Consider the following 13389-nt stretch of genomic DNA (forward strand, 5'->3'; position numbering starts at 1 on the left):
GTGATACCTGTTGAACGCCACCAACAAATTTTGGCGCTGGTGTCCGAGCGCGGCGCAGTCAGCATAGCTGAACTGACCGAAAGGCTGGGGGTCTCACACATGACCATTCGGCGCGATCTGCAAAAACTGGAAGAGCAGGGCAGCGTACTGCCCGTTTCCGGCGGTGTGCAGTCGGCCGAACGAGTGGCGATTGAGCCTTCGCATCAGGATAAGGAAGGGATGTTTAGCCAGCAGAAAGCCGCCATTGGGCAACTGGCCGCGCGGCAGATCCCGGCTAACAGTTGTATCTATCTGGACGCAGGCACCACCACGTTGGCCCTCGCTCGCCAGCTCGGCGAGCGTGACGATATCACCGTGGTGACCAACGATTTTGTTATCGCCGCCTATCTGCTCGAACATAGCCAATGCAAGCTGATCCACACCGGCGGTACGGTATGCCGGGAAAACCGTTCCTGCGTGGGGGCGGCAGCGGCTCAGGCTTTACGTAATCTGTTTATCGATCTGGCATTTATCTCCGCTTCTTCATGGAGTATGCGTGGTTTGTCTACCCCGAACGAGGATAAAGTGGTGGTGAAAAACGCCATCGTTGAGGCCAGCCGCCGCCGCATTTTGCTGAGTGATACTTCCAAATATGGCAAGGTAGCCACCTATCTGGCGCTGCCGATTTCGGTCTTTGAGGTGATCATCACTGACGATCACCTGCCGGAAGCGGCGCGTGAGGCGATTATGCAGGCAAATATTACGTTGCTTACTGCTGCGCAGTGACTTTCAATCCCGCTAATCTGATAAACATCGGGGTGGTTATCGCTGCCCCAAGATCGTAGCCACAGACTCCACAACGGATAATACCTGGCATTGAGCTGCAATAATTCCATCACGTCCAGGTGCCTGCCGGTGGCACCGTCAGCCTGCTACCCCATAATATTTACCTATAAAAAGATAATAAGTTATTTTGAAGGATCCACCTTAATGTGGTGCTGGTATAGATCCTGATGATGTATGGGTAACACCAGGTTATATCGCAATGTAAAGTCAGAATCAGGCTAAGGCTAAGGCGGTTGTCTGGCGGTGTGACAGGTTAAAACCATTGATTTAAATGATAAAGGTTATCAATGCTGGCCGAAAACACCTACTTTCCCAGTTATGTAAGATCTTAGAGATGGTTAAATCTGCGATATTTTTACATTAAAACAGGCTTTACAAGGTGATTTTGTGAAGTTTTTCGCTGTAAATAAATTTAAATCAACATAAAAATCTAACCTTGTGAATTTTAATGAATCAATATATCAATAATCAGCGTGTTTCGATAATCTTTGTTTTGGTCATGAGAAAATTCTTATTCCAGGGAGAAGGAAAAATGCCACAGTTAATGACAATTACCCGCGGACTATTTACTAGCGATAGAAACGTTCACGAAGGCTTTTTTTAATTTCAATTAAATGATTTTATTAACGATTAATGCCTGGGCTGTCTGTTTTTATAGTGAAAGTCGTGAGTATAATGAAATATAAGATTAATGACCGTATTATCTTCGATGTCGATAGCGGAACGCTGAGTTTGAGCGATCTGTTTGACGATACTGTCACCATCTCCAACCCATCCAAGCGCTTGCTACAGTTACTGATTGTCCACCAGGGCGATGCCGTGAGCCGTGAAGTGATCTTCAAAAAGGTGTGGGATGATTATGGGATGATTTCCAGTAACAATAATCTTAACCAGTGTGTGAGCAAGTTACGTAGAGTGATCAAGGCGCTGGGAATTGATGAGGAGGTGATCGTCACGGTTCCCAAAGTGGGTTTTATGCTGCACAGCGAAATCCAGATTGTGTCTTGTGAGGATGAAAAGGATACGCCGATCCTTGCTGCCGAACCGCCGGTATCAGCCGCTAAAACCATACCCGTGGTGGTAGGCAGGGTGTTCTCCCGTGCTTCCTTGCGCTATGGTTGGGGGATAGTGGGCTTTGTGTGTGTGGTATTGGCCAGCATTGCGTTCTATATTTTCAATCCAAGCATCCGGCAAGAGAGCTATTTGGGCAAATCGGGTAACTGCGCGGTATTTATGTCGAACTCCACGGTTCAGGCAGATCCGGCATTCAGCGATGATGTGTTGGCGCAGGTGGTAAGGCAAAAAATCCAATGCCAGCCGGATGAATACCTGTTGCTGATGCGTGGCAATCAGGTGAAGTCGTATATTTCTGGCATCTCACGGCTATTTTTTCTCCGCTGCAAGATTTTGCGAGAGCATAAGATTGAACTTTGCTCTGGTCTGGAAAGCGAATCCTCACTTTAATTGAATGATGCTGATTGGCTGGCGGGAAAAACACCCGACAGCCAGAGCATCTTTGCCTTAGATTAAACCACTTCATTAACGTTATCCCCCTTATTCCGTCAGCGTACTACCCCGAAATAGTAATGCCCCTCACCCTAGCCCTCTCCCAAAAGGAGAGGGGATCGAACATGCCACAATTTTATTACGGCACTCCGCCTCTGTATCAACCCTATTGCAGCTCAATTCTTCACCTGAATACGGCAATGTTCCAGCTCCCTGGTCCAAAAGGAGAGAGGACCGAACGTGCCACAATTTTATTACGCCACTCCGCCTCTGCATCACCCCTGTCGCCGCTCACTTCTGCACCTGAACACGGCAAAGTACCAACTCCCTCGTCCAAAAGGAGAGAGGACCACACGTGCCACAATTTTATTACGGCATTACGCCTCTGCATCACCCCTGTCGCCGCTCACTTCTGTACTTGAATACGGCACCGTACCTGCTCCCTCGCCCTTTGGGAGAGGGTTGGGGTGAGGGGAAATGGGTTGCCTTAACGGATAAGCATTAAATGTATAGGCTAATTTTTCACCAGAAAGGGCGCCGAATAACGGTAGTTGTAATGTGGTTAATGTTTGATTGAATTAATCTAGGATAATTCTGCTACCCACCTTGCGTGGGTGGGATTTCTATCCTTAATTGAGTATTAAAAAGATTAAACACAGGATTTAAATCTAAACATTTCACATTTACTAGTTAATGATTATCTTAAGATTAATTTGGGTTAAGATTTTTCTCGCCAAGTAGGACGAGAGGCACACTCACGTTGCATATCAATACTTGGCGTTATCCCGCTAGCAACTGGCAATACCGGAGTGAGTGGAGATGACAAAGATCGGCACATTTAACGGACAATAGAAATCTATAACTTAGGGAGTTTTACCATGAAAAAGATCACACTTGCTCTGGCAATCGTTTCAGCATTCGCAGTAGTGGGCACCGCTCAGGCAGCAGACGTTACCGCACAAGCCTTGGCTACCTGGTCAGCCACTGCCAAGAAAGATACCACCAGCAAGTTGGTTGTGACGCCAATCGGCAGCCTGTCTTTCCAATATGCTGAAGGCATCAAAGGCTTCAACAGCCAGAAAGGTCTGTTCGACGTGACTATCGAGGGCGAAGGAACCGCCACCGATTTTAAACTGACCTCCAAGCTGGTGGCCAATACTCTGACTCAGCTCGATACCTCTGGTTCTACCCTGGAAGTGGGCGTTAACTACAATGGCGCAGCAGTAGAGAAAACCGCTGAAACCACCATGATCGACGTTAATGCCGGTATTATGGGTGGCAACCTGAGCGCACTGTCTGGCGCTTACGACAAAGCTGTTCGTACCAGCGCACAAGATCAGTTCACCTTCAGCATCATCGGCGCAACGGCTGATGGCGCAACTGCTGTGACTGATTTCAGCACCCTGCCTGAAGGTATCTGGAGTGGCGACGTGAGCGTAGAGTTCAACGCTACCTGGACTACCGCATAATCGTTTCCCCAGAGTAATGCGTCTTAACAGGGGGGAAACCCCCTGTTTTTGTCAGCTAAAGAGTTTGGAATACCGCTATGAATCGTTTCTATTTTTCTATTCCCCTGTTGCTTTCCCTATGCCATAGCGCCTTTGCGCTGGATGTTGGCGCGGTCAGTTCCTTTATGCCCAGTAATAGCGCGACGCTAAGTAAAGAAATTAAAAATACGACGGATAGCGGCCGCCTGGTGAATATAAAAATAGAAAGGATTTCCGACCCGACGGAATCCGGCGTGGTGATCCCGATGGCGAAGAAGGACGAAATGCTGTTGTCACCGGCCAGCCTGATGATGCCAGCTAACGCCAGGGACGTGATCCGTTTTTATTATAAGGGCCCAGAAGATAACCAAGAGCGCTATTACCGGATTGTCTGGTTCGATCAGGCATTAACGGATGCGGGGCAGAATACCGCCAAACGCAATGGCGTGGCCACCACCTCGGCGCGTATTGGCACCATTTTAGTGGTTACGCCACGCCAGGTTAATTTTAATCATCAGTTTGCCAATAACAAAGTCACCAATACCGGCAATGCCACTTTCAAAATGGTGGCCTACGGCCCCTGCAAGAATAAGAAAGAAGGTAGCAACTGCAAAGAAAACTATTTTGTTATGCCAGGTAAAGATCGTGGCCTGTCCAAAGTAGATATCAATGATAAGAAAAGCCACGTTGCGCTTTGGTATGGAGAGCAATTTATTCAAGTCAAATAACACCAAGTTGGACTGCCACGGGATGTTGCAGTAAAGGGATGCATAATAGTTCAAGGAGTTAGACGTGAAACTAGCACTGGATAGTGCATTACTCAAGATATCAGTAGCGGTAGGGATGAGCGTTATCCCGGCCGTGATGATCCCTGGGCAGTCGGCTCTTGCCGCCGGGTTAACCCAAATTGATGGCGTGTTGATCCCCCAGACTTTCAGCATGGCATTGCGTGAGGGGATGAGCATCCCGTTATTGCTGCATTTTGAACAAAACAGCACCCTGAAAGACGATCAACGCATTGGGCGCGCATTGTTGGTGCTTGATGATAACCATCTAAAAATTAGCGAAATTACCCTGGAAGATAACGAGGGTGGCGCACAACTGACCGCCGCGATCACCAAGCAGCTCAATGCACTCAATGACGCCAACTTTGACGATAAGCAACGCATTACGCTGTCGGATGATGCCTGGCTGGCGCTGGATTTCCGCCAGTTGAACCTGCAATTGGTGGTGAAGCAATCGGCCCTGGGGACGGTATTGCGTGAGCGCGCCAGCGATATTGGTGCGTCGAGTGTTGATCAGATAAGCAGCACGCTGGCCTATAACCTGGGCGTTTACGACAACCGCACCAAAGCCAGTGAAGGTTTTACCTCCAGTTATCTATCACTGAATAACGTCACCTCTCTGCGTGAGCATCATGTGGAAGTGAACGGTTCTGTCTATGGGATTGGCAGCAGCAACCAGGATTCGACGCTGTATAAGGTGATGTATGAGCGTGACTTCGCTGGCCGACGCTTTGCCGCAGGCATGCTCGACAGTTGGAACCTGCAATCGCTGGGCCCAGTGACCACCATCAATTCGAGCAAAATCTACGGCATGTCCTATGGTAGCCGGGCCAATTCGACGGTGTTTGATAATACCCAGTCGTTAACGCCGATTGTTGCCTTCTTCCCTTCGGCGGGTGAGGTTCACCTGTCGCGTGATGGCCGCCTGCTCAGCGTACAGAATTTCGCCATGGGTAACCATGAAGTGGATACCGGCACGCTGCCTTTTGGTATTTACGATGTGCAGGTTGAGGTGATCGTCAATGGTCAGGTGATTAACCGCCGTATGCAGCGGGTTAACAAACTCTATAGTCCGCTGCACGCCGCGGGTGCGCCGATGTTCTGGCAGTATTGGGGCGGCATGGTGCGTATGGATGAGTGGCGTGGCGACAACGATCGTTTCGCTGAGGCTAAAGATAGCTACCTGTTGGGGGCTTCAGCCTCTGGCAATCTGTCTCGCTTCAACTGGGCGCTGTCCGGTTATTCTCTGGACAGCACCTCAGTGGCGGAAGGCCGTTTAAGCATACCCATCATTGATTCAGTGCAGGTTAGCACGCAGAGCATGGTGGCCACCGACCGATCCTGGACGCTGATCAACACCGTGAGCGCCACGCTGCCCGGCGGTTTCAGTACGCTGTGGGCCAACGAAGAAAAAACGGTGATCGGCGATAAACTGCGCCAAAACGATGCCCATAACCGGGCGATCGGTGGCTCGCTGAACTTGGGGGCGATTGTGCCTCATCTCGGCACGCTCAGCGTCAGTTATAACGATGACAAGAAAAATAGCAGCCATTACTACAACGTGGATTACTACCAGAATCTGTTCACTGGCCGTTACGGCACGCTGGGCATACGTGCCGGGGTACAGCGATACAATAATGGCCACTCCGGCGGCAATACCGGTAAGTACATTGCGCTCGATTTCTCCTTGCCGCTGGGCAACTGGTTCAGTGCTGGGGTTTCTAACCAGAACGGCTACACCACGGCCAATATTGCGGCGCGTAAAGAGATTGCCGATGGGCCGATCCGTACCGTGGGGGCCAATATGTCGCGTGCCATCTCCGGGGACACCAACGGTGATAACAGCTTTAACGGCGGTGCCTACGCTCGTTTTGACACCAAGTATTCTACCGGCACCGTCAACGTTAGCAGCTCCGCAGACGGCTATGTGAATACCAGCCTGACCGCTAACGGCAGCGTCGGTTGGCAGGGGCGTCATATCGCGGCAAGTGGGCGCAATGAAGGTAACTCAGGGATCATTATCAATACCGGCCTGGAAAATGAAGGCATGTTGACCGCGCGCGTGGATGGCCGCGTCGTCAAGCTGACCGGAGACAAGAACTATCTGCCACTGTCCCCTTATGGCCAGTATGTCGTGGAGTTGATGAACAACAAAAACTCGGCGGAAAGCTTCGACATCGTCACCAACCGTAAGAACAGCCTGACGCTGTACCCGGGCAACGTGGCGGTCATCGAACCGCAAATCAAACAGATGGTCACGGTATTTGGCCGCATCAAGGCCGAGGACGGTACGCTGCTGGCCAACGCCAATATCAACAACCATATCGGGCGTACCCGTACGGATGAGAAAGGGGAGTTCGTGATGGATGTGGACAAGAAATTCCCGGTAATCGATTTTACCTACCGTCATAATCAAAGCTGTGAGGTGGCACTGGACCTGAGTAAGGCACAGGGTGCGGTCTGGGTCGGCGACGTGGTTTGCCGCGGCTTGAAGTCCTACGCCAAAGTGGGCCAACCAGGAGATATGAGCAATGAAGGCTAATAGCATACGTTTGGCGTTGTTGATCGGCGGCCTGCTGAGCATCGCCCCGGCGCAGGCGGTGAATCCGACCAATCTGGGAGATGCCGCCACGATGAAGTTTGTCTTTGTTGAGAACAATGCGGACGATAACTTCTTTGTGACCCCGGCAGGGGGGCTAGATCCGCGTATGACCGGTGCCAATAAATGGACCGGCCTGAAATATGGCGGATCCGGCACCATTTACCAGCAGAGCCTGGGCTACGTCGATAATGGTTTCAACTATGGTCTGATAGCCAACTGGCGTTACGATATGTGGCTGGAAAATGCGCCGATCAAAAATCCATTTCTTGGCCTGCGCTGTATCAACTGGTATAGCGGTTGCAATATGGAAACCAGTCTGATCCTGCCAGAGACCACCGATGAAAAAGGGTTCTATGGGGCGGTTGTTACTCCCGGGAATCAAAAATGGATGCACGGCATGATGTCACCGAGTTTTTATCAGTATCTCAAGCAGATGGGGGCTGGTGAGTCATTCAGCATGCAAATCAACGGCTGTCAGACTTCTGCGGTCTACAGTGCCAGCAGTGGCCAACGCTGCAAGGATCAAAGTTCAGGCACCTGGTATCGACGTAACGTCACCCATGCCAAAGCGGCACACCTGCGTTTTATCAATACCAATGCGGTATCGGAAGTGTTCGTCAACAGTGATGGGATACCGATCATCGGTGAGGGTAATGCGGACTGCCGCAACCAAACCGTCGGTGCCCGCAGCGGTATCATGTGCAAGATGGTCAGCTACGATCTGCAAACGGATGGCAGCGTCAGCAACACCTCGATCCATATTTTTCCGTCGATCAACCATGCTGCACTGTCATCGGCGGTTAATGCGGCCGATCTGCAATTCAGTTTGAATGGCAACAGTTGGAAAAATACCTCGGGTACCGGCAGCTACTATACGTTTAACGAGTTGAAGAGCAGCAATGCCGTTTACGTGTTTTTTGCCAGTAATTTCTTCAAACAGATGGTCAAGCTGGGGATCACCGACGGCGGTACGCACGATCTGATTAACTTCCGTTTCCAGAACACCACCTCGCCGGAATCGGGCTGGTATGAGTTCTCGACCTCTAACCAACTGATCATCAAGCCTCGTGATTTCAGCATCAGCATTATCTCCGAGGATTTCGATAACAACCCGCACCGGGAAGGCTATGTTGGCCCCTCAGAGCTACCATTGGAGTTTGGCTATATTGTGACCACCAGCGCCAAGACCAATGCCGATCAGGTCAGGGTAATGGCGAGCGGCCCAACGCAGTCACTGGGAGGGATCAACTACTGTATTTTCTCCTCGCCGGACAATACCACGAAGGTTCCATTCCCGGCCCAGCTTAGTATCACCACCAGCACGGGGACGGAGCAGGTGTTTGATGCAGGTTGTGACAGCCAGTGGCACGATATGACCAACGCTCTGTGGAGCAGTACCCCATGGAACGATATTTCCGGTGACGTGGGGGTGATGAACAAGACCAAGGTCAAGTTCAGGATCCCGATGAACGCGCCGATCTCGCTGAAAACGGTGGAAGGTAACGCCTGGTATGGCGATGTGCATGCCGCCGGTGAAATTCACGTTGAGGCAACCTGGCGCAATATCAATTAAAGGGGGTAATGTGAAAACTCTGCTGCTATGGCTAATATTCCTGCCCTTTACCGCCGGGGCGATCAACGTGGGTACCATGACGTTTGCGATGGATCAGGATCAGTCCTTTGTCGCCAAGCGGGTGTTGAACAATAACGCCAGCGCCCGGTTTTATCAGGTTTCCATTCGTGCCATCGATCGGCCAGGGGAGCAAGAGGTGCGAACCCGCCCGGCAGAGGGTGAATTGCTGTTTGCTCCCAAGCAACTGACGCTGCGGGCAGGGCAGGGGGAATATTACAAGTTCTATTACCATGGGCCGAAGGATAATAAAGAACGTTATTATCGTGTCTCATTTCGCGAGGTACCGACTAACCTGCTGACCACCGGGCAGAGCAACAAAGCCGGTGCCAACCTGGAGCCGATCGTGGTAATGGATACCATTCTGGTGGTCAGACCGCGTGTCACCCAGTTTGACTACCAGCTTGACAAGCAGCGCGGTACGCTCAAAAACACCGGTAATACCTTTTTTAAGTTTCTGTTGAAACCCGGCTGTGAAAGCACCGACGAAGAGGGGATCACCGAGTATTTACGCCCTGGGGATACGCTGTCGCATCCGGGTATCAAACTGCAAGGTCAGAAATTTATTATTTATAGCGATAAGTTTATCAACGTGGATAAAAGTTGTATTTAATCGGCTAGTTTTTATTTTATTGACCGTTCGGCAAGGAACGCTGGTTTCAGGTGGTTTTTATAAACTAAAAAATATAATATTTTCAATGGGATAATTAATTATGCATGCCTTATATAACGAGACTTTTATTCTCTTTGAACCCCATCCTTTGGTGAATATCGGCCTGCAGGCATTGATTGACCCGAATAATAAAAAAATCAGCAGTCTAAGTAGACTGAGGGATATTGTCTCGTCACTCAATGATAATGAACAGCAAACGGTTATTATGGAGCTCTACCATCATACCGAAGACATTTATCAGGTAGTGCGATTCGTGTTGACCTTCGGTACGCTTTGGCCAAAGGCATTCTTGGTGGTTTTCACCGATATCATCAACCCGGATATTTTGTCGCTGCTTGCAACGCAAAAACACCTCTCACTAGTGGCCAAGCGCGATAGTGTGAATTATTTGCTGGCAGCCATTTCGGCGGCCCATCCCACTGCCAGTTATCGTAGCCCAGCGATGCGGCAACTGTTGTTGCAGGAACAGCGCCCATTATCCGGCTGTGAATGGCGTATTCTGGGATTGATGGTTGCTGGAGCCAATGCGCAGCATGCCGCTCAGGTTATCGGGCGCAGTTATAAGACCGTCTGCACTCATAAGCTGAATATTATGCGCAAGCTGGGGCTGAATCAGGTTGGCTTTATGCAGCTGCTGTTGGCGTTCAGAACCCGTTACTGGGATGAAACTGCCATTTCGGGCATACATCCTGCTCCACCTCACTGAGAGAGAAGGGTTTTTTCTGAGGTTATGCCAGCTGTGCTAGTTCAAACAATTCCTCTGTCAATCGGCCTGGCTTAAATCAGTGCAGATCGCCTTTATTCTGGGTTTGTTCTTAATTTCAGGCTGTTTCTTAATGATATATATATGTCACTTGTAAGCAAGCCAGGTCGCTGTTTTACATTACAATTGGCTATAAAATGATCGGTCTTGGTGTTATTAATAGCATGATAATATTATCATTTCTAGTATTTATTTGAGAATTAACTGGCTATATTAAAGAATTTCTCATGAAAGATCTGAAAGTAAAACATTTCAGCTGAATTTTATTGTCTTAATAAATGCTATAAATTAAGGTCCTTCTGCCTTTAAGAACGGCGTATTCATGTTTTTAATTAATTATTCTAGAAGGATCTATATAGATGAATAAAAGCAAAATTGGGCTTTTGATGCTCGGGACTCTGGCGTTCTCTGCGAATGCTTTTGCTGGTATCAGCAGCCAAGAGCAAAATATGCGTAATGAAGTCACCAAGTGCGTCAGTGATATCCAGTCATATGGCAATGATCCTCGGGATAAATCACCTCTGTGGGTTATTTACGGCACCCGCGGTGGTGCGCATAAATATTGCGGTTCCGTTGCCGCTAAAACCAGAACTGCAATCACCCCAGGGTACAACCAGCAAGAGGCTTGGGAAGCAGAGTGGCAGGATCTCTTTGCAGAATATAGCGCCATTCCTAAGGCAGATGCCAACCAACCCAATACCCTGAAATTGGTTAAAAAGCTTCGTGATCTTGCCGCAGCAAACAAATTGGATGGGCGCCATGCTCAGTCCAAACTTTATGTTTATCGTGCTATGATGCGTGAGCTTGATAAATTGGATGCGATCCTGCCTTCTGTCGAAGGTAAGTAACCTGTTCTAATTAAATAATAATGCACCGGCATATTTAATTATGACTGCCGGTGCATTTTTATACATCCCATTATTTCCATCCGCGCAATATGAATAAAAATTTATTCGTTTTCCCTATTCTATTAATGGCAGCCTGTTTTGCCAATGCAGGGGAGTATTTTTATATATCCGAAGGAGAGCGGGATATAGGTCATATTGAATTGGACGTGGCGGACGACGGTTTTCCGTGTTTTGATAGACAAAAGCTTATAGAATGGCAAATCCTCTCACCCGCAAACAGCAGCGAGGTACCAGAAACCGGCTGTATCAAAGTTAAAGATCTTTATCCATTAAATATTACCGTTACCTTAATTGATAAGGTGAATTTTCTCATTTTTACCTTTTTGGAGTCGACGGAGGTCAAGGCCGATCCTCGCCTGGCTATCGAGTATAGAGATGAGGGTATTCCAGCTATCCTGATAAACTATGATGTTAACTATAAAAAATATCAGGGAGAACGTTATGTCAGGAGAAAAAGAAAAGATAACTTAGTCGTTGAGTTAGAGTCTGGCATCAACTATCAACACTGGCGGTTAAGATCATGGCAGTTTCATGATAATGAGGATATGCCTCAGCAACGGATAAGGTTTTCCGATCTCTATGCTGAAAGAGATATCCCCGTGATAAACTCTCGCCTGCATTTTGGTGAGGGCTACAATAATACTTTCTATCTGGATCCCTTTCCCTATCGCGGGATAAAATTGTCCTCGGACGATAATATGTTTCCTTCGTCACAGGGGCCGGTGTTGCCTTGGGTGTACGGTGTGGCCACCAGTGATGCTGAAGTTGAGATCCGGCAGAACGGCAAACCGGTTTACCGCACGATGGTTCAAGCCGGGGATTTCGTGCTGAGAAATATCAAACTGTTTGACAAATCGGGTTCTATTACCATGACGGTGAGAGAAAGCGATGGTAGCATCATTTATTATGACGTGCCCTGGAGTCGACTGGACAATATCCTGGATGAGAACATGTGGAAATATGATGTCTCATTCGGCAAGTTTATGAGTAGTGAGCGCATGGAAGAGACTAACCCCATTTTCTTTCAGGGTGGTGCGGGATATGGCCTCACTGCACAAAGCTCTTTATTTGGTGGCGCGTTGGTATCGCAAAATTACTATAGCCACTCACTAGGTATTGGTCAACGACTCAAACAATTCGGTGATGTTACCTTTAATCATCAGTACAGCAGTATAACATCGGCAGAGCAGGGCAAGGTAAACGGTGAGAAGTTGCGTTTACACTATGTGGCTAATTTCAACAAGGCGAATGCCAGCATCAGGTTAAATGGCGAGTATTATCTACAGCCTCATTTTAATGATTTCAATCGTTACTCCTATAATGCTAAAACAGATTATTATTGCTGTGATTACTATAAAAAAGAATATGGTTTTGATTTTTCGGTAAGTGCATTGTTCGGCTCATCACAGAGCTTATCGTTAAATATTAACCAGGAAAAATACAAAGAAGATCAAGGCAAGCGGACGTTCTACTCACTGAAGTTTATGCAAAACACCGTCAACGTATCCTATGATCTTGACCTGTCATACTATCAATATCCTACGCAAAAAAATGAAATGCTGTTTGGTATTACCTTCAGGATCCCCTTGAAGAGCATGGGGATTGATAACACCAGCCTGAATCTGGGATACAGCTATAATCCCTACGATCACTATCAAACTGAGCTTGGCGTGAGCGGTAGACATTTAAATAACAACCTTAACTATCGGGTGACTAGCCGCAAGGGCAAACAGAGCAAGGCAAGTTATCAGGCGAATGCCAATTACCGTTATGCTGCGGGTGAATCGGCTATCAGATACCAGTCTGGAACAAACTATGCGCTTTACTCGGCGAACAGCTCAGGTTCATGGATTGCCCATCAGGCGGGGATCACCTTAGGGCCAACGTTAGGTGACACTAACGCACTGGTTTATAGCAAAAAGCATCCTAATGCGACGATCCCTGAGCAGGTTGATGTGGTTACCGACAGCCGCGGTTATGCCATTATCCCCAATCTCATTCCCTATCAGGTCAACGTGGTCAATGATGAGATAGGTCAAGAGAGGGAGTTTGGTGAGCCAGCCAATGAAGTCGTTAAAGTGCCGACATTAGGCGCCTTATCCTATTATGAGTTGCTCAATTAAATCGCTGTGCCGAAGAGGGCAACAGGTGGCAATCATACAGGACGCTGATACGCCCTAAGCCCTTCCCTGGGGACTGGTTGTCGGTAC

Annotated in this window: 10 protein-coding genes; all 10 read left to right on the forward strand. The window is 48.5% G+C overall.

What is annotated here, in order from left to right; genetic code table 11:
- The 10 genes from ygbI to A6U95_RS27955 all read left to right on the forward strand — a co-directional run bounded on the left by ygbI (position 1) and on the right by A6U95_RS27955 (position 13302).
- On the forward strand, positions 1 to 765 hold the full coding sequence (ygbI, locus tag A6U95_RS27910; RefSeq protein ID WP_065686864.1) for a DNA-binding transcriptional repressor YgbI: 765 nt from the start codon (positions 1 to 3) through the stop codon (positions 763 to 765).
- A gap of 735 nt (positions 766 to 1500) precedes the next feature.
- On the forward strand, positions 1501 to 2289 hold the full coding sequence (locus tag A6U95_RS27915; protein WP_065686865.1) for a winged helix-turn-helix domain-containing protein: 789 nt from the start codon (positions 1501 to 1503) through the stop codon (positions 2287 to 2289).
- Positions 2290 to 3209: 920 nt separating this feature from the next.
- Positions 3210 to 3800, forward strand: a complete 591-nt coding sequence (locus A6U95_RS27920; protein ID WP_065686866.1) for a common pilus major fimbrillin subunit EcpA — start codon at positions 3210 to 3212, stop codon at positions 3798 to 3800.
- Between the two features lie 77 nt (positions 3801 to 3877).
- Positions 3878 to 4546, forward strand: coding sequence for a hypothetical protein (locus A6U95_RS27925; RefSeq protein ID WP_065686867.1), 669 nt, complete (start codon positions 3878 to 3880; stop codon positions 4544 to 4546).
- A 115-nt stretch (positions 4547 to 4661) separates the two neighbouring features.
- Positions 4662 to 7145 (forward strand): fimbrial biogenesis outer membrane usher protein, encoded by a 2484-nt coding sequence (locus tag A6U95_RS27930; protein WP_065686868.1) that lies wholly within the window; start codon positions 4662 to 4664, stop codon positions 7143 to 7145.
- Entirely contained in the window at positions 7135 to 8778 is a 1644-nt protein-coding gene (locus A6U95_RS27935; protein ID WP_065686869.1) for a hypothetical protein, read from the forward strand. The genes A6U95_RS27930 and A6U95_RS27935 overlap by 11 nt, the downstream gene beginning before the upstream one ends.
- 10 nt (positions 8779 to 8788) lie before the next feature.
- A complete protein-coding gene (locus A6U95_RS27940; protein WP_065686870.1) occupies positions 8789 to 9448 on the forward strand; it encodes a fimbria/pilus periplasmic chaperone in 660 nt (219 codons plus the stop codon).
- Between the two features lie 100 nt (positions 9449 to 9548).
- Entirely contained in the window at positions 9549 to 10214 is a 666-nt protein-coding gene (locus A6U95_RS27945; protein WP_241810731.1) for a LuxR C-terminal-related transcriptional regulator, read from the forward strand.
- A gap of 416 nt (positions 10215 to 10630) precedes the next feature.
- Positions 10631 to 11119 (forward strand): hypothetical protein, encoded by a 489-nt coding sequence (locus tag A6U95_RS27950; protein WP_024527536.1) that lies wholly within the window; start codon positions 10631 to 10633, stop codon positions 11117 to 11119.
- Positions 11120 to 11208: 89 nt separating this feature from the next.
- A complete protein-coding gene (locus A6U95_RS27955; RefSeq protein ID WP_083196475.1) occupies positions 11209 to 13302 on the forward strand; it encodes a fimbria/pilus outer membrane usher protein in 2094 nt (697 codons plus the stop codon).
- Positions 13303 to 13389: the final 87 nt, after the last annotated feature.

Source organism: Serratia sp. 14-2641 (assembly GCF_001692375.1).
Classification (GTDB): Bacteria; Pseudomonadota; Gammaproteobacteria; order Enterobacterales; family Enterobacteriaceae; genus Chania; species Chania fonticola_C.